16 protein-coding genes are annotated in these 23,953 nt (G+C 45.4%); 5 read left to right on the top strand and 11 right to left on the bottom strand.

What is annotated here, in order from left to right:
• The 10 genes from gldL to DW205_RS05495 all read right to left on the bottom strand — a co-directional run bounded on the left by gldL (nucleotide 1) and on the right by DW205_RS05495 (nucleotide 12,193).
• Complete coding sequence (gldL, locus tag DW205_RS05540) at nucleotides 1–1,092, bottom strand: gliding motility protein GldL (protein ID WP_008777735.1); 1,092 nt, start codon at nucleotides 1,090–1,092, stop codon at nucleotides 1–3.
• Between the two features lie 51 nt (nucleotides 1,093–1,143).
• Nucleotides 1,144–2,571, bottom strand: a complete 1,428-nt coding sequence (locus DW205_RS05535; protein ID WP_005863265.1) for an SUMF1/EgtB/PvdO family nonheme iron enzyme — start codon at nucleotides 2,569–2,571, stop codon at nucleotides 1,144–1,146.
• Nucleotides 2,572–2,574: 3 nt separating this feature from the next.
• Nucleotides 2,575–3,522: a type IX secretion system membrane protein PorP/SprF gene (locus tag DW205_RS05530; RefSeq protein ID WP_008777736.1), complete on the bottom strand. Its 948-nt coding sequence runs from the start codon at nucleotides 3,520–3,522 to the stop codon at nucleotides 2,575–2,577.
• Between the two features lie 147 nt (nucleotides 3,523–3,669).
• Nucleotides 3,670–3,891, bottom strand: a complete 222-nt coding sequence (locus DW205_RS05525; protein WP_005633363.1) for a DUF2795 domain-containing protein — start codon at nucleotides 3,889–3,891, stop codon at nucleotides 3,670–3,672.
• 71 nt (nucleotides 3,892–3,962) lie between these two features.
• Entirely contained in the window at nucleotides 3,963–4,526 is a 564-nt protein-coding gene (locus DW205_RS05520) for a cob(I)yrinic acid a,c-diamide adenosyltransferase (RefSeq protein WP_005859850.1), read from the bottom strand.
• Between the two features lie 19 nt (nucleotides 4,527–4,545).
• Nucleotides 4,546–5,337: an O-methyltransferase gene (locus DW205_RS05515; protein WP_005863261.1), complete on the bottom strand. Its 792-nt coding sequence runs from the start codon at nucleotides 5,335–5,337 to the stop codon at nucleotides 4,546–4,548.
• Between the two features lie 199 nt (nucleotides 5,338–5,536).
• Nucleotides 5,537–6,880 carry a TolC family protein gene (locus DW205_RS05510; RefSeq protein ID WP_005863260.1) on the bottom strand — a complete coding sequence of 448 codons (1,344 nt, stop codon included), beginning with the start codon at nucleotides 6,878–6,880 and terminating at the stop codon, nucleotides 5,537–5,539.
• A gap of 4 nt (nucleotides 6,881–6,884) precedes the next feature.
• On the bottom strand, nucleotides 6,885–9,923 hold the full coding sequence (locus DW205_RS05505; protein WP_005863258.1) for an efflux RND transporter permease subunit: 3,039 nt from the start codon (nucleotides 9,921–9,923) through the stop codon (nucleotides 6,885–6,887).
• A gap of 11 nt (nucleotides 9,924–9,934) precedes the next feature.
• Nucleotides 9,935–11,035 (bottom strand): efflux RND transporter periplasmic adaptor subunit, encoded by a 1,101-nt coding sequence (locus DW205_RS05500; protein WP_034530110.1) that lies wholly within the window; start codon nucleotides 11,033–11,035, stop codon nucleotides 9,935–9,937.
• A 282-nt stretch (nucleotides 11,036–11,317) separates the two neighbouring features.
• A complete protein-coding gene (locus DW205_RS05495) occupies nucleotides 11,318–12,193 on the bottom strand; it encodes an Rpn family recombination-promoting nuclease/putative transposase (RefSeq protein WP_005863254.1) in 876 nt (291 codons plus the stop codon).
• Nucleotides 12,194–13,050: 857 nt separating this feature from the next.
• Between DW205_RS05495 and DW205_RS05490 the strand changes: the two genes are divergently transcribed.
• The 4 genes from DW205_RS05490 (at nucleotide 13,051) to DW205_RS05475 (ending at nucleotide 19,483) form a co-directional block, all read left to right on the top strand.
• On the top strand, nucleotides 13,051–16,641 hold the full coding sequence (locus DW205_RS05490; RefSeq protein ID WP_005863252.1) for a DUF6383 domain-containing protein: 3,591 nt from the start codon (nucleotides 13,051–13,053) through the stop codon (nucleotides 16,639–16,641).
• Between the two features lie 236 nt (nucleotides 16,642–16,877).
• Nucleotides 16,878–18,326, top strand: coding sequence for a sodium:solute symporter (locus DW205_RS05485; RefSeq protein ID WP_005863249.1), 1,449 nt, complete (start codon nucleotides 16,878–16,880; stop codon nucleotides 18,324–18,326).
• Nucleotides 18,301–18,753 carry a hypothetical protein gene (locus DW205_RS05480; RefSeq protein WP_005863247.1) on the top strand — a complete coding sequence of 151 codons (453 nt, stop codon included), beginning with the start codon at nucleotides 18,301–18,303 and terminating at the stop codon, nucleotides 18,751–18,753. The genes DW205_RS05485 and DW205_RS05480 overlap by 26 nt, the downstream gene beginning before the upstream one ends.
• On the top strand, nucleotides 18,737–19,483 hold the full coding sequence (locus tag DW205_RS05475; protein ID WP_005863245.1) for a tRNA-dependent cyclodipeptide synthase: 747 nt from the start codon (nucleotides 18,737–18,739) through the stop codon (nucleotides 19,481–19,483). Before DW205_RS05480 ends, DW205_RS05475 begins: the two co-directional genes overlap by 17 nt.
• A 56-nt stretch (nucleotides 19,484–19,539) precedes the next feature.
• Here the strand turns inward: DW205_RS05475 and DW205_RS05470 are convergent, their stop codons facing one another.
• A complete protein-coding gene (locus tag DW205_RS05470; RefSeq protein WP_227793814.1) occupies nucleotides 19,540–22,200 on the bottom strand; it encodes a transglutaminase domain-containing protein in 2,661 nt (886 codons plus the stop codon).
• Between the two features lie 220 nt (nucleotides 22,201–22,420).
• On the opposite strand from DW205_RS05470, the gene DW205_RS05465 reads away from it, so the two are divergent.
• Entirely contained in the window at nucleotides 22,421–23,920 is a 1,500-nt protein-coding gene (locus DW205_RS05465; RefSeq protein ID WP_005863241.1) for a potassium/proton antiporter, read from the top strand.
• Nucleotides 23,921–23,953 lie beyond the last annotated feature (33 nt).

The raw sequence follows: 23,953 nt of genomic DNA, 5'->3' as shown, positions 1-23,953 counted from the left end.
TTACTTCATTGGGTTGTTTGTATACGGAGCCTGTTGTTGCTGTTGGTAACCATAGGGTTGCTGATATTGCTGTTGGTAACCGGGCTGTTGTGGCTGCTGATACATCGGTTGTTGAGGTTGTTGTTGCGGCTGCGCCGGTTGTTGGTAGCCCATATTCACGGTCATCGCTTGCAATAAACGACTGTATACTTGGTTCAATTCGGCCAGTTGACGAGTCATCTTTTCCGTCTCGTTACGGAATACGGAACTATCTACCACCGATCCGTCATACATCTCACGGATACGATTCAATCCACTATTGATGTGTTCGATAGATTCGATCTGCGAACTGATACTCTTCAACTGGATCTCATAGATGGTATTCAATCCGGATACGTTACGGTTCAATTGTTCCATCTGGTGTACGTAACCACGGGAGTTTTGGTTGATGCCATCGGAATTATCCGTGATACTCTTATAAGAGTTCAACAGTGTATCGGATACGTTCGTAAGCGAATTAGTCACTTGGCTGAAACGCTCCATGTTCTCAGACATGCCAGATAATTGCTCCAGATATTTTTGGGTAGCTTCCGTCAATTCCGCCATCTTGGAAATTTGCTCGGCCGCTCCGCTTAATTTCTTGATGCTCTCGGATAAGTTCTTGGTATCTTCTTCCGTCACGTCCAGATTACCTGCGATATTCAAGGAACCACCTCTTTGCGCGTTCGCCTTAGACGCTGCCGAACCGATATTTATTCCCCCGGCTATCTCATCGTCTTCTACATTATCCGTAGAATTGATCATGGTTGAGATCGGCGTACCGGTGAAATCCGGACGATCCATCGGGTTCTTTGATTTCAATACGGGGAAAACATCTTCCCAATGATATTCCTTGTTCGGATGCTCGAACGCCGAGATAAAGAATACGATAGACTCGGTGATCATCGCCACGAACAAGATTTGGTTAGCGTATGGTATATGTAATAACTTAAATAACGCACCGAGGATTACGATGGACGCACCCCAACTATACAGGAAGTTCAATACTCGTTTTCCTCTTTCGCTGGAGAGGAACATCTCCAGTCTGTTTTTATATCTTCTATATTTTCCCATCGTCGTATTATTGTCTTAAATGATTCAAAACTTTAAATTTATAATTCCCGCTTATTTCTTTCCCTTGGAGCGAGAGAATCCTATTTGGGTACGTGCGCAACGGAAACCGATGTAAGAACGGCTCTCGTTCTGGAACTCGAAAGTACGCATGTCCGAACGGATAAATTGTGAGACATCTTTCCAAGAACCTCCTCGCACTACTTTCTTTTTCATGGCGTAGGGATCGTTCTTGGCGGCGTTGTAACGCAGATCCGGGTTCATGTCGCTCATTTGGCTCGGGCCAGACTCGGAGTAAGACGTTGAGGTCCATTCCGCCACGTTTCCTGCCATATCGTATAACCCGAACTCATTCGGGGCGAAAGAGCCTACACGAGACGTAATCAAATGGCCATCCTCCGTATAATTACCTTTACCCGGCTTGAAGTTACCCAAGAAACAACCTTTGCTGTCTTGAAGCTCGTCGGTAGACCAAGGGAACTTATTCTCGTTCTTACCTGTACGGGCGGCATATTCCCATTCTCCTTCGGACGGAAGACGGAATGGCTCTACCAATTGTCCCGGTGGCAAGCTCAAGGATTCTTTGTATAAATTCGTACGCCATACGCAGAAGGCAGTCGCTTGTTCCCAAGAAACACCGACTACAGGATAATCATCGTAACCCGGATGAGAGAAATACATACGGGTATATGGCTCGTTGTACGCATTCTTGAAATCGTTCACCCAGCAATTCTCGTCCGGGTAGATATTGACGATACGGGTATTCAAGAAATCCCATTCGCTGCTTAACGGGCGGGTGATCGTCTCGTTGATTACACGTCCTTCATCATCGATGTAAGCGGTGTCCTTGGAGATCATGACTACCTCGTTCGGATCTACCTGAATATCCGTATTACGAACCCGGTCCGCCGGGTTCAACTGATTCTTGCGAAGGGCGGCGGCGGTATAGTCGTACCACTCGTATTTATAGATCATTTGTTTAGGGTCCAAACCTTTCTCTCCGGTAACGGGATTCGTGTAATAGACACTTTCTATCGCACGTTGCTCATCCTCGTTCGCCCGTCTCCAAGGAATCGGACGGTTCCAGTCCAAATGCGGAGTGACAGGCTCCCCGTAACGGTCTTCCGTGATCTTGAACAGATCGTTGCCTCCATAAGCCGGGTCCGCCAAGCGTTCACGGATAATAGAGTCTCTCACATAATAAACGAACTGGCGATATTTGGCGTTCGTTACCTCTGTCTGATCCATCCAGAACGCATCGAAAGAGACCCCTTTCGTCTCCGGCATGATTCCCCACAAGGAATCCTTGTCGGCGGGACCCATCTCGAACGAACCTCTTTTAACCAAGACCATTCCATACGGCGCTGGTTCATTGAACGCTACCGATCTGACACCTGTCACCTCACCGCCGGCACTCCGGAGAGATTTACCGCAGGAGGTAAGCAAGGCTACCGTTACAAGTACTAATAATACTTTTTTCATATACTATAATATACGTACACTTTTATGTCTATTTTTCCCTGTCTTCGTCTTGTTCAGCTTTAAGGCATACTTGACACATAGCTCGTGGCTACCGCTACTTGCCCGGCCTAGGGCCGTGGTCGGGAAATCAAAGGCGTAACCCGCATGGAAACGACCTAGCTTTACGCCGAACATGATGCCCACCGATTCATTCACCCGATAGGAAAAACCTCCATTAAACATCTTATTATATTCCAGCCTAGCGGTAATATCCGCATGAAAACTTTGCATGTCTGTCAGCAAGAACACCGAGGGCTGTAATTCTATCAACGGATTCTTTAATTGAATATTGTATCCACCCATTAAATTAAGTGAACGACCTATATAGGTATAGGCGTTCTCGTCCAGTTGAAGCTCCGGTTGGGTGATATGCGTCATGCCAAACCCGGCGTAAAACCGTTTATGGGTATAGTAAATACCGAAGTTCATATCCAACCCCATGCCGCTGACCTGCTCTACAGGAATGGCGGCGTCGGTCTCTTGATGGTATTCGGACTCAACCTTTATCACCTTGGTTCCGTCGAACGACTGGTTGACTAAGCCGATTTGCAGACCTCCGCTCAAGACTCCCCCGAATAATTTATACTTATAGGCGTATTGCGCCCCTACATGCGTATTCTGGAAAAGCCCGATCGCCTCGGTAAATACAACCAATCCGACACCGTGATTCGTCTTGCCTAAAGCGAGTGGCATATCCGCGGTAATGAAGAACGACTTGGGTGCCCCATGTACGCCGATCATTTCCAAGCGGGCGAGAGCCAATATATTCAAGTCCTCCGTAGCTCCGGCCACGGCCGGGTTATAATACGGTTTCGCCATGAAGTATTGACTTAAGCGTGCGTCATATTGCGCCCGTACGATTCCCGCACAAGTACACAAAAGGATCAAGATCGAAAGAAGACGTCTTCTCATTTAAACATTCACTTCACGTTGTAACTACAAACGCAGCAAATCCGGATAAATTGTATTTTCACAAAAAAACAACGAGGCAGGGGAACTCGATCGTCCGCCACCTCGTTCTTCTATTTCTTAATTTTCAATTTTCAATTCTCAATTGAACTAGTATTCTTCCTCGTTGAAGAAGAAGTCTTCTTTACTTGGATAATCCGGCCAGATGTCTTCCATGCATTCGTAAATCTCGCCTTCATCTTCCATTTCCTGCAAATTCTCAATCACTTCTAATGGCGCACCAGAACGTTGTGCATAGTCAATAAGTTCATCCTTAGTCGCAGGCCAGGGTGCGTCTTCCAATTTTGAAGCTAACTCTAATGTCCAATACATAGCTGTCAAGTATTAATAACCGCCGAAGCGATTTGGTTCTCTATTTTTCCGCGAAAATATGATTTTATTTATTATACGCAAGTATAATCCCAAATAATTTCTTTACCGTTATTATTTATGCATTCTTTTCGTGCCAGAACGAAGAAATAATCCGATAAACGGTTCATAAATATCAATACAGGCTCCTCAACGGGGCAATTCTCGGCCAAGCGATAGATTTGTCGCTCGGCACGACGGCAAACGGTGCGGCAAACGTGTGCGAGGGCGGCCGAGCGGCATCCTCCCGGTAGGATGAACGCGTGCATTTTCGGCAGCTCGTTATCCAGACGGTCTATCTCCCGCTCGATACGCTCGATGCTCTCGGGCGTTACCTTGCTCTCGATTTTCAATTCCGTGGTCGCTTGATCCGTGGCTAGGTAAGAACCGATCGTGAATAGCTTATGCTGGATGAATGATAAGAAATCAGTATCTTTCTCATCATTCAAGGCCGTGATTAATAATCCGATAAAGGAGTTCAGCTCATCTACGGTGCCATAGCTCTCGATCCGATCGTGCGCTTTCGACACGCGTTGTCCACCTACCAGTGAAGTGGTTCCTTTATCGCCTGTTCTGGTATAGATAATACTCTTCTTCATATCTGACTTGTTTTGAATCCTAAAAATAAACAATATAATCTCGTTTGTGCAATTTCTTGTTGAATAAGACAATCCCTAGCGAGTAAAGATCTAAGGTGACCGTCACTTCCGGACATGCGCAGATCTCTTCCCAAAGTTCACGCATCTTACGGCTCGCCTTGATTCCCTCAAAAACGAATACCGTATCGTTGTGCGCGTATTTCATACATTCATTAAACAGCCAGAGGTTGTTATGTTGTTCATATAAAGTGTTGAAAAAAACAAAATCTAAGCTATTTATGTCATTTAAGGCTTGGGGAAGCAAGTCCTTATAATTACCGATACGCAAATCGACGGGATTACGTCCCTCTTTAGCGAATGCTTGACGGGCAATCGTGGCGAATTCCGGTACATTTTCCAAGGCGATACATTTCAATCCCGTGGCATAGGAGGTTAGATATAAGGTAGACAGCCCCATCGTGGTTCCTATCTGGAGGATATTCTTGGACTTGAAATAGTTTGTTAAACGGAATAATAAGGCGCCATGCTTGGGCCGGATGGATTCCCGTTTTACGATCTCGCTGATGGAACGGGTCTTTCGTTTCCCTTTGTTCTGCCGGTCTGGATAGGTGATCTCTCCTTCCCTGAATAATAACTGCTTACGTAAAAGCTCTATATCATAGAAACTATAATAAGAGCATTTTTCCTCGATGACCTTCGTGATGAGGTTAAAAACGAAAGGCGAATGTACTCCGAATCCTTTACGGTAACGGATGCTGCGGTACAAGAGCGATCCTTTTCGTAATGTATTAACCTTTGGTAGTATTTGCATTTCTTTTTGTCATTGGGCAATGAGACCTTGCCATTTACCGCGAACTTACATAAAAAAACGCAATTAGCATAAGCCTCTAGTCATTAAACGGGGTTATAATGACTTGTGTCATGCGGATGGCACAGCCGTGCCATAAAGGTGGCACCAGCGTGCCATCGCAGTGGCACAGTCATGCCATCAGCGTGGCACTAGCTTTATCTTAGAAACTGGCTTTCTCCGGTTCTGGGCGGATATAGGTTAATATCTGCCCGCTTAATTGAAGCAGCGAGATCTCACAGATCTTGGTGGAGTATTCCGCCACGGAAAGACGCTCCTCCGCTTCCAGCAGACTGTTTTGTGCCTCACGCAATTCGATACCAGACAACTCGCCAAGTTTATAGCGGTCGATGGCGATCCGGTAGTTCTCTTGGGCGGCTACGAGGTTCTCTTTCTCTAGGCTCCATAGGTCGAGGTTGTTTTTATAGGCCATCCAGAAGTTGCTCATGTCCGCACGCAGGGCAAGTTCCAGTTCTTGGATGCGCAATTGCTGGTTCTCGATTTGGATGCGGGCGTTGCGTTGCTCACGTTTCCGGTTGAAACCATCGAAGAGGCTCATACCGATGGTCACGCCGTAATTAAGCCCCTGCCGTTGTTGGAGGTCGTAATTGCCCACTTCCGTCCAGTTTGCCGTGTAGCCGTAGCCTGCGTTTAGCTTGACATAGGGATAATAGCGGCTTTTTACCTTTTTATAATCAAGCTCAGACAACGTCTGGTTCTTTTGGGCGATCAGGAGTGAGGCGTTGGCTTCGAGGGTATTCTTCCATAGATCTACCTCGTCGAGGAACGGGTTCGGGTAGATCAAGGAGTCCTTGATCTGGATTTCCTCCTCCACATTATTTAATGCCATCAACTCGTTCAGGCGGATACGGGAGGTATGCACGACCTCCAATTGGTTTAATACCTTGGAGCTATCCGAGTTGAAGTCCACTTGAGCCTGTTGCAAGTCCAGACGGGACATGGAGCCGATATAATACCGTTCTTCCACGATCCGTAAACGCTCCTTGGAAAGATCCAAGGTGGAACGGAGGTTACGCAAACGGATTTTCTGCCGGATCAGGTTGTAGTACTCGCTGGAAAGGTTGGCTACGAAATCCTCGATGGTCATGCGGGTGTTCAGTTCCCCCATTCGCTGTAATTCTTTCAAGCGAGAGTATTCGGCTTGGATACCGAAACCGTCGAAAACCGTCCAGTTAACGTTTAGTCCGACGTTGCCCGTCTCGCTGTTTATACCATTCGCCTTCTCGATCGATCCGTCTTGCAGGCTGTTACGGTTGTTATTGATATTTCCGCTGAATCCGCCGCTCATATCTACGGTAGGCAGATAACCGGCGTTTCCCGGGGTGGCGTTATTGTCGCTGATCTGTTGCTCGTTACGAATGATACGGATGGAGTAGTTCTGCTCTAATCCGGTTTCGATACACCGTTTCAGATCGAATAGTTGCTGCGCTTCCGCCATAAAGAGGGAAGAGAAGGCAAATAATAAGGTATATACATATTTCTTCATAAATCTACAACTTGGTGTTTTGTTTTTTTCGGTTGGTGGATATAAATGAATACATGGCCGGTACGATAAACAGGGTCAAGAAGGTCGATACCAACATTCCGCCTACTACCGCTACACCCATGGCGATACGCCCTTGGGCACCCTCGCCAGTAGCGTATACCAATGGCACCAAACCGAGGATGGTGGATACGCTAGTCATCAAGATCGGGCGCAGACGCTGGGTCGCGGACAAGCGGATCGCTTCCGGCAAACTAAGTCCCGACTCTTGCCGCTGATTGGCGAACTCTACGATCAAGATACCGTTCTTCGCCACCAAACCAATCAACATAATGATACCGATCTGGCTGAATATATTCATCGTGATACCCGAATAACTCATGAACATCAACGCACCGGCGATAGCCAAAGGTACGGTGAACATCACTACCAACGGGTCCTTGAAACTCTCGAACTGGGCGGCCAACACCAAATAAATCATCAACAAGGCCAAGATCATGGCGAACATTAAACTGGAAGAACTCTCACGGAACTCTTTCGACTCGCCGGAAAGAGCGGTACGGAAGCTACCATCCAGCACCTCCGAGGCGATACGGTCCATCTCGTCCAGACCATCGCCGATCGTGTATCCTTTATTCAATCCACTGGAAACCGTCGCCGATACGAAACGGTTATAGCGATACAATTGGGGCGGCGCCACGTTTTCCGTAACCTTAACCAAGTTATCCAGCTGGATCATTTCCCCATTGTTACTACGTACATAGATCGATTTTAAATCGACAGGGGTATTTCGTTGCTGGCGGTTGATCTCGCCCAATATCTGGTATTGCTTACCATTCATATAGAAGTAGCCCATACGCTGTCCGCTCAACGCATATTGCAAGGTCTGGGCGATGTTGCGGGTGCTGACGCCCAATAAGGAAGCCTTATCCCGGTCGATCTCGATACGTGCCTCCGGCTTGGTGAAGCGCAAGTTCACGTCCGCCATCTGGAAGACCGGGCTCTCGTTCACCTTTTGCATAAACGTAGGCAGGAACTCTTGCAGTTTATCCAAGGTCGGGGCCTGCAGTACGTATTGGATAGGCATACCGCCCCGGCGTCCGCCGAAGGTGGATTGCTGTTGTACGAAGGCGCGGGCCAAGGTCTCTTTGCGGACTTCTTTCGACAAGGTCTCGGCGATCTCCATCTGCGAGCGTTCCCGTTCCTTGATATCGCTTAATATGAGGTTTAGCGAACCTCCTCCTTCCCACGAGCGGGTCATGATGGATTGCTTCTCGGGAGCGATGGAGTCGGCTATTTGCTCGATACGGTCCGCGTAGTCGCGGATAAACTCGAAGGTAGCCCCTTCCGGCCCGCGCATATTCACGGAGATCATGGAACGGTCCTCCAAAGGCGATAACTCGGAACGAATGTTCTTCCAGAAGTACCCGATCGATCCGAAAAGAAGGATAACGATAGGGATCGACCATATCTTATGGTTCAAGAACGCGTTCAACGACTTGGCGTAGATCGTGTTCAATCCCTCGAAGAACGGCTCGGTCTTCCGATAGAACCAGTTTTTCTTCTCTCTCCTCTTCAATAGCTTGGTAGCCAACATCGGTGTAAACGTAAGGGCCACGAACGAGGAGATAGCGACCGAACCGGCGATCACGATACTGAACTCCTTGAATAAGCGCCCCGTCATACCTTCCATAAACACGATCGGCAAGAATACGGAGATCAGGGTGATCGTGGTAGATACCACGGCGAAGAAGATCTCTTTCGATCCTTCGATACCCGCCTCTTTCGGTGACATGCCTTGCTCGATACGTACATATATATTCTCCGCCACCACGATCGCGTCGTCTACCACCAGACCGACCGAGAGCACGACCGCCAACATCGTCAATACGTTGACGGAGAATCCGGAGATATACATCACAAAGAAAGCTCCTACCAACGATACGGGGATAACGACGACAGGAACCAGCGTGACCCGCCAGTCGCGGAGGAACAAGAAGATAATCAATACGACCAAGAGGAAAGCCTCGTAAATCGTCTGTTGTACTTCACTGATAGAGGCCCGGATAAAGCGAGTGTTGTCATACATCATCTCGATCGTGACATCTTCCGGCAGGTCTTTTTGTAATTGCTCGATACGCTTGTAGGCTTCGTCGGCGATCTCGATATGGTTGGCTCCCGGTTGGGGGATGATAACGGTCATAACCATTGGCTCGCCGTTCTTCTTCAGTAAGCTCCGCAAGTCCTCGGGAGCTACCTCCGCACGTCCGATATCACTGAAGCGCACGATGTTGTTGTTGTCTTCCTTGATAATTAAATCGTTGAATTCCTTGGCGGTATGCATCAATCCTAAGGTACGTATGGATAAGGAGATCGTATTTCCCTCGATACTACCGGAAGGAAGCTCCACGTTCTCGTTATCGACGGCGTTTTTCACGTCCATCGGGGTCACTCCGTAACCCGCCATCTTGATTGGGTCCAGCCATAGACGCATGGAATACCGTTTTTGTCCCCAGATATCCACGCCACTCACGTTCTCGATGGTCTGCAAGCGCTCTTTCACCGTCAGCTCGGCGATCTCGCTCAACTCCATCAACGAGCGTTTGTTGCTTCGGATGGCGATCTGCATGATCGGGGAGGCATCGGCATCCGCTTTCGATACCGTAGGTGGGTCGCAGTCACGGGGAAGGTAGCGTTGGGCACGAGATACCTTATCACGTACATCGTTCGCCGCCGTCTCCATATCCACGGACAACTCAAACTCTACCGTGATACGGCTGCTGCCTTGGCTACTCACGCTACTCAATGAACGGATACCCGGGATACCGTTGATATTCTGCTCCAACGGCTCGGTGATCTGGTTCATGATCACGTCGGCGTTCGCTCCGGGATAAGATACGTTGACCGAGATAATCGGCTGGTCTACGCTCGGGAACTCCCGGACGCCAAGGAACCGGTAACCGATAAAGCCGAACAGGAGGATGACCAGCATCATCACTGTCGAGAGTACGGGCCGGTTTATACTGGTTTCTGAAATATTTGCCATCGTTCTTCTCCTTATTCAGTCAAGTTGTCAATAGAAACTTTCATGCCGGTACGTAACTGCATCACGCCGGACGTGATCAGCGTATCGCCCACATTCAACCCTTGCAATACCTGTACACGGCTCTCGGTTCGAATACCGATCGTGATCTCTTGAGGCTCGGCCACGCCGTTCTTATATAAGTAAACGATGTCTTTTCCCATCTCGGGGATAACGGCCTCGCTGGGGATGGCTAAAGCGTCCTTGATCTCCCGCTTGCTGATCTCGACGGAGGTATAACGGCCGGGTAAGATATTCTCGCCCGGATTCGGGTAAGTGGCACGTACTTTCAAGGTACGGGTCGCCATATCTACCTTGCTTTCCACGGCGTAAACGGTCGCCTTATAGTTCTGCATCATACCGTCTTTCTCCATGCGGAATAGGATCGGGGTTCCGTCTTGTACCTCGGCTGCGTAGCTCTCGGGGATGGAGAACTCGATTTTCAAAGGGGATATCTTGGTCAACTTGGCGATTACGGAAGAGGAGGAGGTAACGTACGCGCCCTCACTCACGGAGCGAAGTCCGATGATTCCATCGAAAGGAGCCCGAAGCTCTGTCTGGGCGATATTCGCTTTGACTAGCTCGATATCCGCCATTAGCTTCTCGTATTCGGTGGCTACTTGCTCGTAGGCCTCTTGGCTGACGGCGTCTTTCTCCAACAAGGTACGTTGGCGATAGACACGATCCTTGGCTAAAGGAACTTGAGCCTCCAGCTTCTTTAGCTGGGCTTGCAGCGGCTTGTCATTGATTTTGGCCAACAGATCGCCCGCCTTTACGTGGGTACCTTCCGTGAAATAGATTGCTACCACCTTACCGGAGGACTCGAAAGCCAAATCCACCTCTTCGTCCGGAAGGGTACTCCCGGTACTCATGATCTTATCGGTTAATGATTGGTATTTCAATACCTCGGCGTTGATGTTAAGTGTCTGGTTTCGCAGGCTCGTGCCCGATGTGGGTACGACGGAAGCGGCATCTTGGGATGCCTTGAACTTGTTTTTCAATTGAGGGTAAGCGATCATTCCCGCTATCATTAATAAGATAGCCGCCGTAACTCCCCATTTCGCTCTCTTTGTCATCATGTTCTCGTATGGTATTTACTGATAATTTACACTCGTTACTCCAAAATATATAACTAAACGCAAGTTTAGACTCCCCTTTCGTAAAAAGGTTTAATCAAAGATATTATTTTTTTGAGAGATGAATCCCTGATTGGGAAGAACGGGAAAAATAAGGGAATTAAAACGAATCTAGGGAGGAAGTCTGATCTGTGATAGAAAGGGTGTCAATACCACATATTGATATCTACCTGATATAGACGATACAATCCGGTTCAAGTAGATATCAATCGTGCAGCTCTCTTATTTCAGAGCTTCAATTTCTTCAAGGGAAAGGCCGGTGGCCGAGGAAATTTGTTCTATACCGAGTCCCATCCTCTTTAGGTTGAGGGCAATGGATCGTTTACCTTCCTTCAAGCCTTCCGCCCGGCCTTCCTCCATCGCTTTCTTTCGGCCTTTCTCTACGGCGAAGTCCAAGGTGTTGTAATAATCGTTATAGATCTTCCACTCCTCCTCGTACTGCGCCCGTTGCTTGGGAGTGAGGTTTGCCATCGAGCCGATCCGTTCCAGTCGCTCGAAGATGGCCTTGCGTGCCTTGAAAGGCATTCTGTCTAAAGTATCCATATGTTTCAATACATAAATCCAACGTTCAAAATCTGTCTCACATTCTTCCTCCTCTTTCTTGAATCGGGGAAGCTCGATATAGATCTGGCGGAACTTGGGGTTGAATACCTCCCTGGTCTCCCGGTCCGCCAAGACGATGTCTCTTCGGAATTTCCCCTTGTTTCCGGTTCCTTTTCCCTCCTCCAATGTGAAGTTTAAGAAAAAGACCCCGTATACGGCCGCCAATTTATAGTCCCATACCCCTTTGATCCCTTGGTCTACCACCGATCGTGCGAGATAATACAAGGTACGATCCTTGAAATAGGGCTGTTCCCGGTTCTGCATCTCGATGATAATCCGCTCCCCGTTGCTTGTCTCGCAGTGAATGTCAAATATCACTTTTCGCTCCAAAGCCGTCTCCGGCATTTGCTCGTTATTCATGATTCGCAGATCCGTGATGACATGCTCACCGGCTAACAGGTCGTTCAAGAACTCGATTAATATGTCCTTGTCTACTTCCCTCCCGAAGATGTGCTTAAATCCCCAATCGGTAAAGGGGTTGATAAATTTTCCCATAGTGTTTATAGGTTTTAGTGATTAATAATGAATGATTATATATAATGAGACAGGCTATCCTGTCTTCCGGTTGTAAAGATACAATCTTTTTAATACGAAAGGCTTAGTTTTGGCTTTTAAAAAAACACGTACGTGTTTTTGGGGGATATAATGGTGATAGGTGGTGTAAGGCAACGCCAGTAGTGCCGTTAGGTATCGTGAATAATATGGCGACACTGATACTCACACAAGGTGCGCATGAAGAAAGTATCTTAGTTTCATCGCCCCATGCACCTAAGATACTTCGCCAATGAACTTAGGATACTTTCTCAATGAAACAAAGATACCTTGTTTTTGTATTAAAAAATAAGATTGGCTACTGCCCGAAGTTCTTCCTAATTTTGCGTGGCTAACAGATACGCCTATCCCGACTGAGTTTCTACTGCCCCGTTATTCACTAGACAAGCATTGAATTATATGTTTGTGGTATTCGCTATGATTACCATGTGAATGTTTGTATTTTATATTTATTATGCGGTATGGATGGATACCATATATAATGTACATGCGTACATTATATAAAAGGTATAAATGACTAGTTTAAACGATCGATTCTTTTAGTCATTTGCAAAGGTACGCGTTTCTTCGATACCTGCAACCCTTCCGGGCTATTTTTTTATCACTTATCCTCTTTCTTATCAATAGGATAGGTTATCCTTTACGAAACAACCGATTCCTTCAACAAACCTCCTGTTCCGACACTAAAAAAACGCAAGATTTAGACGATCGTTTAGACTAGTCGTTTACTAATGACGATTAGCCATCGAGAAGAAGGTAAGTGCTTAATTAACACTATTATTAATATTAAATTTTAAATTATGAACAAGAAGTTTACTATGCTTTTGGCTAGTGCCATGCTTGCGACTGCTTTCTCGGCAGGGGCAGCTGTAGACGCTAAAAAAGGGGATGCGATCTTGTTGAAGTCTGGCACTGATAATTTGTCAGCTTTAACGGGGACTAACTTTGGGAAATTGGGCCTAACCAGTACTCCTGCCGATCTTAATGATTGGGAATTAAAGGGCTTAAATGGTGCTACTTGGACTGTTTCTGCAAAGAAGAACACTCTAGGTAGAGATATTTATTCTTTTGAGAATAAAGCTACAGGTTTAACGCTTGCTGTTGATCCTACCATAGCTATTGATGCAGATAAGGCTGGTGTCGGTGCGAAAGCTTTGACTTTGGGCGGTACCGCATCAGAGTGGGTGGCTGAAGGTGATAAGTTGGTTTCTTATTTCACGGGAGACTCTGTTGTTTATATCGCAAAGAACGGAGGTGATCTTTATTTGGAAAAAACAACAAAAGCTAAATTAGGCTCATCTAAAGCTATTGATCTGTCCTCTGCTAAGAATTTTCCTGAATCAATGATTTTGGATGCAGCTGACTTGAACACGTTATTGCAATCAGTTCCTACTGCTACTTTCTTTGGTTTGAATATGAACCCTAGTGTCTCTACTGGCAAAGCAAATCGGTTGACAGACACTCCTCTTAAGGCTACGGACGTAAGTGGTGCTGGTAATTGGGTAACTTTACAAGCCAAAGATAAAAAAGTGAAGGTTGATGGTGAGGATCAAGATGCCTATGTTGTCGTTGATACCGCTTATTATGATGGTACTGAGACTAGTAAGTTCTTGCAACTTAATTACGATGCTTTCAAAGCGGACAATCGTGAAGAAGGTTCTTATTACTTTAAGTTTACTTATAACGCAGCTAAAGATGAATTATATATTCAAGTTCAGAAGGTAGCTTATAAGCTTACGAAAAATGCAGGTGAGACTGATGCGGACTTTGCTAAGTATATCAAAGAGAATAACAACAATTCTTACTGGAGCATTCAAGATGAAGAAAACCCTCGTACGTTAGCGACCAAAACTGATAAGTTTATCTACATGGCTAGATTGGCTGGAACGAATGTCTTGACTATCAATACGGATGAGACAGATCTAACTGGTACTTCTGCACCTGTAGCTATGGCTAATGTTCAGAAAACAGTTGTCAAGCTTGGCACGAACTTCTCCGGATTGACGCTTACTACGATCCCTGATGGCGTATATTTGGTACAGTACAAGGCCTCGGCAGGAAATCCGAAAATCAAACAAAATGGTTTATATGCTTTGGCAAACTTAGCAGGAAACTTGGGTTGGGCTAATTTGGCTCGTAACCAAGAGTTCAAGCATATGCCTGCCGCTCAATGGGTAGTGGATAAGAATGGCACTTCTTCTACTGCTATGGTTACGATTGATAATCGTGAGTTCAGTGATGTTTCTAATACAAGTGTTCTTCCGTCTCAAATGACTCAATTCTATGCGGTGGAAGGTAGTGATGATGTATTCTATTTCAATGGTAGTGTAGCTGATACTTTGAGTTTTATCAAAGTTGATGAGGCATTGGTTAAGGATACAAAATTAGGTTATAAGTATGTAACGGCTGAAGAAGCTTCTGTTCAGACATATTTGTTCAACTATTTGCATGGGCTGGCGTTGAATAAATATCTGTATACTCCGGCAGGAAAAGACTCTATTGTTCGTGTAGACGAGAATGGAGAGAAAGCGAACTTCCGTTTGACTTTGATCGCAAAGGATGACAAATATGGTTATAAGGATGGTTTGGTAAGAAACGCTTACTATGTTTCTGACGGAAAAGGTCGTTATATCTCATTCGACGGTGTAGCGAATAAGTATATGATGAAATCAGTTCCGACTCCTTTCTTCTTGAAAGAGAACAATTGCATTGACGGTACTCATTATTATACTTTGGTAGAAGCTAATTTGCGTTCTGAGGTATTGGTTAAAGAAGGTAACAATGATATCGCATTATCTTGGTACCCTGCTTCGGAAAATGGTAAAAAGGTTGCTGATGCTAAGACTTTTGCTGCACTGAATACAAAGGAGGTAACTCGTAGTTATGAGCAACCGGATGGTTCCACCGTCACAGTAAAATATTACGCCGATGCAAATGGTAATATTGCGAGCGCTCCATATTATGATAAGGATGGTAATCGTTTGATTGTGGATGGTAATGAAATTGGTGATGTATATGCTTATAAAGCAAAGGATGGCGTTGTATCATTACAAAAAGCATTCAATTCGATTTCTCGTTCAAATTCTTGGGACTATGCATCTGTAAAAGTATCTGTTGACGACAATACTCTTGATTTGACTGAGGGTACTTTAAATGATAAGTTCTATTCAGAGATCCGTACCTCTGCATTCGCCGTATCAAAAGACGACTCTCCATTGTACCGTCGTTTCAACAACGCTGCGTTAGGCGAGAGTGAAACCGCTGATAGCTTGTTCTTCGTAGAGAAGATCCGTAAGGAATACTTGATGGATGAGTGGAACAAGAACTTGACAGACAAGAATGTCGATTACGCTGGTATCTGGAATAAGGAGAAAGCTGACGGTAAATTAGGATTCATCGTTGATACCGCTTGGGTTAACCGTGGTAATGGCGATATCAAGCCGCAATATTTGATCTCTGTCGCTCGCAATGATCAAGCCGGTACTCCGGGTATTCCTTGTACGTATGAGCATAATCACTTTGATAACGCTGGTAATCCTGTTGACGCAGCGCATTGCTCTCATGCAACTCAAGGCCATTCAGGCTTCGACTACGGTAAGTATTTGGTAAGCTTTGGCGACTCTGCCCTTATTAAGGGCCATGAATTGAAGGTTCCGTATATGGATATCGATGGTGGTTATACTCGCGTAGGTTTTGTTAAGGCAATCCACGCTGGTGACAGCTTGTTCGTCTTGACACAAGGTTTTGAGAACATGGATCCGGCTACATTGGATACAGCTACGATTATCAATGCTTATAAGAAGAGCAAGAGCGAGAACTTTATCGTGAATTTACAGGGTGACAACCACAAGAACGTAACTTGGTCATTCCGCTATGTAAACCCGGATAAGGCTGGTGCTGTAACGGAAGAGGGTGCTGATAACGAATTCTTGTTCGAGTCGAACATCTATAACGAGGCAGGCGTTGCTTCTACAGGTAAGGCTACTAAGGGCTTCGATAAGACCGTTGCCGGTTCAATCGCTCCTTCTTACGCCGCATGGTTGAAGATGCAGAATGGTTGCTTGGTATTAACTCGTGGTGATTCAGAGTTTAGCGCAGCTAAGACTGGCTCTGACGGTGCTTTGATCTTCAACGCATACCAAAAGACTGACGCTGAGGATATGGTAACATCTATCGAAGGCGCTAACGCTGAAGGTGTATCTATCATCACTGGCAACGGTACTGTAACTGTTCAAGGCGCAGCCGGTAAGTCAGTAGTTATCACGAACATCTTAGGTAAGGTAGTCGCAGAGACTGTTCTTACATCTGATAACGCTACAATCGCCGTACCTGCTGGTATCGTAGCTGTGGCTGTTGATGGCGAGGAAGCTGTTAAGGCTATCGTAAAATAAGATTTATAAAGAAATAAAATAAATCGAAAATACATTCCCGTGCGGGTAACCAAGTACTCCGTGATGGATGAACAAGCGGGAATGGATTAATATTAATACTAAAGTAATAAATTAAAGTTCATCCGTCGTTACCTCCGTGAGGAGAGAGGGCGGTAAGAATAAGTCTTGGTTGGCATTGTATATGCCGCCAAGACTTTATTCCATATGTTGTATTGTTAATCTAAAAATTAAAGGATATGCAGTTTAGTTGGTGGTACCTTTTTGTTTCTATCCCTGTGATATGGTCTTTATGGATAGGTTTCCGGGTCTTTAGGGGGATAAATAAACCAAGTGATTTCTTCTGGTATCCGGAAGGAATGTCATCAGAGAAGTTGAGGGATTCTTTGACCGCATCGAATATCAGTGTAGGTTCTGCTATCTTTGCGTTTTTGAGCTTTGGATATTCTTATAAGCTTGCCGCTTTTATCTCTCCTTTGACATGGCTGCTGGGTTTCTTTATCTTGTATAAGGTATTTCCTCGTATAGAAAATTCGGAAAAGAGAACATTGCATGGCTTTTTGGCCAATCGTTATGATAGTCGATTTATCGGTTATTTCGCTTCTTTGTTATCGATCATCGGATTCTTGGGTACCTATGGTATAGAGATCTTGGTTGGGATAAAGATCGCTAATGTCCTTTTCCCTAATGTCTCCTCTATTTATATTATCTTGGGTTTGAGTCTGGTGGTGTGTACGTATACTGCACTAGGAGGTTTTAAGGCTGTTATTGATACGGAAAAGATGCAATTGTGGTTTTCATACGTCGGGATTGCTGCCGTTTTTGGATTCTTAATATCTCATAATGAGAATGTATTGAGTCTTGAGACATTGGCTTCGGACCATTGGGGATTTTCAAACTTATCAGTGTTATTTGTCCTTTCATTAATTGTGGTGAATGTACCTTGGCAGTTGATCGATATGTCCGTTTGGCAACGAGTCTGTTCCATGCGAGATCAAAAGGATATAAAGAAAGGATTGTCACAATCTATTTACTCAATTGGAATCTCTTGGTGTGTGTTGATTTCATTGGGTGTTTTACTGAATTATTTTCCGGACTTTACGGCTCCTTCGAATAATGATTACGGTTCCTTGCTATTGAGTTATCTCCAAGAACCTTGGGCGTTTGCTCTGTTTGCGGCGGGCTGCTTTGCCGCATTAGTGTCTACGGCAGATACATTATTGATTGCTTCTATACAGACTTTTGTTTTTGATATATTGTATCCTTCACATTCATTGAAGACGATAGAAGATACAAATGACCCGGAGAAAATGAAGGGTTTATTGCGCTATGGAAGGAAAATGGTTTATTTATTCGGACTTATCAGCCCTTTGTTCATTTACTTGGTTAGTATTGTGATACCGGGTGTTCTGGATTTGTTTTTTTTAGTTTATAGTGCTCAGATCATATTGCTTATACCGATTTGCGTGGCGATATTCCGTAAGGATTGTGTACGGATGAGAAAGTATGCGATATTCTCTCTTTCTGCTGGTTTCTTGGCTTCTGTATGCATGATGGTGTGGATGCTTTTTCATCCGGTGGAATACGTTTATCTGTCGGCTCCACTTGTTTCGATTCTGGTTTCTGCGATACCTTGGTTTTTTATTAAGAAAGGAGAAGGTTATGATACTGGAGTTAACAAAAGGTGAGATTTTCGAACTAATGGTTTCAGCTTTAGGAGGATTCCTATTGTTATGTAAATGGATGAAATCTACGAATATGCGAAAAGTAAGGGAATACCTTGAAAAACAGCCCTTAGATGGGCTTTCGGATTGCAGTTGTTTGGGGGATTTTATGAAGCGGTCTTCTTGTAAGAAACTGTTTAACTATTATTTTTTATATAGGCTTGTCTCCATTTCTTATTATTTGCTGCCGGTTGTTTTTTTGTTCTTTTTTCTTGTTGATGCATTTTATTTGTATAACTATTTTCTTGTTGATGGATCTGAAGTATTCGAGAAAGCTTGTGTTCCGATGCAGCAAAGTGTATTGATATTTATTTTTGAATCAGTGGTTGTTATGTTCCCTCTTGTTTTAGGAGAGTGGATTAAAAGAAATACTTATGAGCCTCTTGTATGAGCGACGATTGGAGTCTTGCTATATAGAACGAATATATCCGTATTCGGAATCGAATGCTTTTTTAGGAGTGAGTATTTGCTCTCGTTTATTTTCAGAGAAGACTTTGATTGCTCTGTTTGATTGGTGCAAGGTAAATGTCAAATCTGTTTATGTATTAATAGCCGATGAGATACAAATGTACACTTTTATGGCTTCTAAAGGTTTGGAACGAAAAGAGGCTTGTGCGAAAGCTTTGCAAATAGGCGATATAAAGTATCGATTCATAGAAAGGGTTATCAAGAAAGGTGACTATGACAATGTTCGATTGCTTTCTTGGAAAGCGGTAGCCTTAGAGCCTCGATTCAAGACTTTATTGCAAAGACTTAGATTATTATATGGAACTGAAATCCTTTTTCGGCGGGAAGTTATCAAGCAGATTCTAGAACGTAACAGGCGGTTGCCGGAAGGTTTTCGTTTTGCAAGGATCGACTCTTCTGATTATGATCTAGCTTCTCTTTATATACTGAACGAACTGGCGGTTATTTTATATTTCCATTTATATTTTGATCCGGTGTGCCAATATCAAATCTCACCTTTACCTATGACCCCTTTATTGGAAATCTTGTATGACGGTACTTTTTTGAAAGACTTGCTTGTGCCTAAAAAGGATATTGGTTATATAGAAATTATGGAGGAGAAGGATCTCACTGGCAGAATGATTAAGGTTAATACAAAAGGGGCACCCTTATAGATAGAACCGCCCCTCCTTATAGTTGTAGATAACTCCTTTACTTTTTTGTGAGTTCGTTATAGCTTATGTATGACTTTCATTAACTGCTCGCCCAAGCCAATTGTATAGCCTTGAGAGACAAATACGACACGGTTGAACGTATCGGCGATCAAGAAGATCGGCAAGGTATTGGCGTTTTGCAATTTCATCGCTGTAGCCATCTCCTTTTGGATCGCCCCGTCGATATCCAGACCGTATGTGATCGTGCCCGGTAAATCGCCGAACTCTTTCGGATCGAAGTTCTTATAGCCCTTCTCGTCAGGGAAGAGAAGCACGATGCCTCGTCCCCAATCTTCTAGTTCCTTCTTCACGGCGGCGATATCACGCATCGCATGGTTTGTCGGTTCTTGGCGGGAGCCTAGAAGCGCTACGATATAGTAGCCACGTCCGGTAGTAGCTAGCAGGCTGGTCTCCTCACCGTTGTCCGCACGTTTGAACTTATTCTCGGAGTTGAAATTACCGATCACCTGTATCTCGTCCTTGCTTTCACGCATTTCCAATTGGATCGGGGTGGTCTTGTCTGCCTCCACATTGAAAAACTCGATCTCGGCCAATACGCTACCGTTTGCCATACGAGTACCGGTCACTAACATATAATTACCTTCATCCATGGATAACGGTTTCTTCAGTAATCCGCTCCAAGTATCTCCCAAGCCCATATCCACATTACCGCCTCTCTCGAAATTCAAGGTCTGTAAAGTACCGTTCGGCAAAACCTTGGCGATCGTGAAGTGACTGTAATATTTCGGGTCTTGCAGCGCCTTGATTGGTTGGTAAGAAGCGATTACCTTGCCTTGTTTAGCGGTCGTCTGTACGGCAGCCTCGAAATCGACGTCTACCCAAGCGTTGTCCTTGAAGTACTGGATCTTGCGGGCTACCGGCTCGATACGTGCCGGAATACCTAAGCTACGAGCCACGGCCACGAAGAAGATATTACGGGAGCCCTTATCAGCGATACGGGATTTCCATACACCCATCGGCATGATCGGAATACGTTGTGCGTTTAGCGCGTCGTTAATGGAGACGTTATTCTTCACCCAATCCACCAATGCCTGTGGATTCTCTACGGCTTGTTTCGCAAGGGAAGGCTCAATGTTTGCAGCGAAGAAACTCTTATAAGGAGTCAGGAACTCATTGGCCACACGAGGATTCATGATATATTCATTGAACCATTCGCTTTGAACGGCCGGCGTATTGTTTAAATGGTCCGCAAAGACAGACGCAGGTGTATCACGTAGATCCTTAGCGGATACGACATCCAATAAAGCCATCGCTTGCGCACGCTTCTCGGCGGGAGTCTCCCGTAAGAACTTCTCGATCTCCATCCAGTTACCACGGCTACCGATCATGAAATCCTCTGTCTTCATCGGGTCGATACCCAATTCTTTCGCTAAAGCCTCCGCTTTCTCTTCCGTATAGAAAGTGGCTACATATTTATTACGGATAGCGTCTTCCTCCAATAAGCGTTTGGCGTTCGCCTCCTTTTGCTCCGGTGTAACTTCCGCTGGGATAGAGCCGTCCACCGGTGGTATGATATCTAGGGCGATCGTCTCCACATCTCCCGGTTTCTTGTTCAAGGCGATCGTAACCTCTCCGTCTTTGCCGAAAGAGACCTTGCTGTAGCCGAACTTGCCGTCCTTGCTGGCCCATACCAACATATCCCCTTTTCCGGCGGATAATGAGCATTTGCCATCCGCGTCCGTCTTCTTGCGGGCTACGCTGTTGAACTCGGCATAATTATAAATCTTGAATTCTACCAAAGCGTCCTTCACCGGCTTGCCATTGGCATCCGTAACCGTGATAACAGCTTTAGCCGAAGGTGCGTAATTATCGATCACGTTGATCTCGGTATACCCATCGGTACGTTCCATGACATCCTCCGGGCCATTGTATTTACCGAATACTTTCGTATGCATCAACATACCCCGGTAAGCAGGGCCGTTGAACCAACCCAGATTCAATACCGGTTCGGGCTCGCAAGCGCCGAGGAAATACCATTTACCATTCACCCAAGCTTCTACCCATGCGTGGTTATCATCCGTATGCGCCCAGCGAGGCGTATATACCTGACGCGCGGGAATACCCACGGAACGTAAAGCGGCTACCGTGAAGGTAGACTCCTCGCCGCAACGACCGTAAGCGGTCTTTACGGATGCCAAAGGGGAACTTGTGCGCCCATCGGAAGGGGTATAGATAACCTTCTCATGACACCAGTGATTCACTTCCAGTACGGCATCGTACAACGAGAGACCCTTCACCCGGTCTTTCAACTCATCAAAGAAAACCATGCGGCTTTCATCCAGATTCTCATTGTTGATTCGTACCGGCAATACGAAATGGTGGAAGATATCCTCTGGGATGCTATCGCCCCAAGGCATCTCATTCCGTGCTTGGAAAGAGGAACGGATGTTTTTCAAATAGAAATCGCCACTATAGTCCGTGATGTCTCCAATCGGCATATAGGCATACATGAAGGTTAACGCCTCCCTCTCTTCGGGAGTCATTTGATCGTTAAATACTGCGAAAAGGTCTCCGTTAGGCAGGGCGGCCTGTTTCGCTTGGAAATCGTTCTCGACCTCAGCTCGGTAAGCGGCGTCGGTAATAAAATGTTGTTGGTTGTTACAGCTCGTCCATACGAGTAATGTGAACAACAGCGTAAATAGATGTTTTTTGTTCATAAAGCGGATATGTATGTTTGCCAAAAGTAATGATTCTATGCGAGATAGAAAAATTCTCGAACAATTTGTAAGAAAGATTTGTTTTTCTATAGAAAGAATAAATCTGGTCTTCCTGTAAATTTGGGACCGGATTTCTTCTTTTTGTGTGATTATAATTACAAAAAGTTTACGAACTTTGTGACAAAGTATCAAATCACTAATCATAAAACCCGTTTTGCGTATGTTTCAAAATCCTGAGCAAGTGCTATTAATAGCTTCTGTGATCCTGTTTTTAAGTATATTCGCCGGTAAGGCCGGTTATCGTTTCGGCTTACCCGCTTTGTTGTTGTTCCTTGGTGTGGGAATGTTGTTTGGCAGCGATGGTCTGGGCATCCAGTTCAGCGATCCGAATGTGGCCCAGTTTATCGGCATGTTGGCGTTGAGTATCATCTTGTTCTCGGGTGGTATGGATACGAAAGTTGCGGAGGTCAAACCTATCGCCTCGCAAGGTGTGGTATTGGCTACGCTCGGGGTGCTGGCCACGACTTTTATCACGGGCGGGTTTATCTATTGGTTATTTGGTTTATTTGGCAAATATGTTACGTTGACTTTCCCGGAATCTTTATTGCTGGCGGCGGTCATGTCCTCTACGGACTCAGCCTCGGTTTTCTCCATCTTGCGCAGTAAAGGGGTTTATTTGAAAGAGCGTCTGCGTCCTACCTTGGAACTGGAGAGTGGTAGTAATGACCCGATGGCTTATATGCTTACCTTGCTTCTGATCGCTTACATACAAAGCGGAGGTATGAATATTTGGGAGGCCGGGCTATCCTTGGTCATTCAATTATCGGTGGGAGCTATCGCCGGTTTCTTATTGGGGAGACTGGCTGTGTTGATTATCAATAAGATCGATATAGATAACGAGTCTTTGTATCCGATCCTTTTATTGGCTACGGCTTTCTTCACCTTCGCCGCTACGACCTTATGTAAAGGTAATGGCTATTTAGCGGTTTATATCGCTGGTTTGGTGGTTGGTAACGCTAAGATTGTTCACAAGAAAAGTATGGGGACGTTCTTTGACGGTTTCGCTTGGTTGTGGCAGATCGTGATGTTCCTTACGTTAGGCTTGCTAGTGAACCCGCATGAGTTATTACCGGTGACGGGTGTAGGTGTTATGGTGGGAGTCTTTATGATCTTGATCGCCCGTCCGATTAGCGTGTTCCTTTGCTTGATACCTTATAAGAATTTCTCCTTCAAAGGTAAACTGTATATCTCATGGGTGGGATTACGCGGGGCGGTTCCTATTATTTTCGCTACTTACCCGATGATCGCCGGGATCGAGCATGCCGGTATGTTCTTTAATATCGTATTCTTTATCACGATTCTTTCTTTGCTGATTCAAGGAACCACGGTTACTCAAGCCGCAAAATGGCTGGATATGGTGGATGAGCCGGAACGAAAGGATGAGTTTGGCATCGAGCTTCCCGAGGAGATCAAGAGCGCTATGAGCGAGATCGATATTACCCCGGCGGTATTATCCCATGGAAATAAATTGATGCAGCTGACTTTACCTGATCATACCTTGGCGGTAATGGTGAAACGGGAAGGCCGCTATTTCATCCCGAAAGGAAATACGGAATTAAAGGAGAACGACAAGTTGTTAATGATCTCTGATAATGACGAGGCGCTTTTGCAGGCGTATGATTCCTTGGGGGTGAAGGATTATACGATGAAGAAGAATTGAAATAATGTGCCAATGGGGGAATATGCCAATGCA

The sequence above is a fragment of the Parabacteroides sp. AM17-47 genome, from assembly GCF_003434625.1.
Lineage (GTDB): Bacteria > Bacteroidota > Bacteroidia > Bacteroidales > Tannerellaceae > Parabacteroides > Parabacteroides distasonis.
The sequence above is the reverse complement of the archived record's forward strand: the minus strand, read 5'-3'. Positions and strand labels throughout refer to the sequence as shown.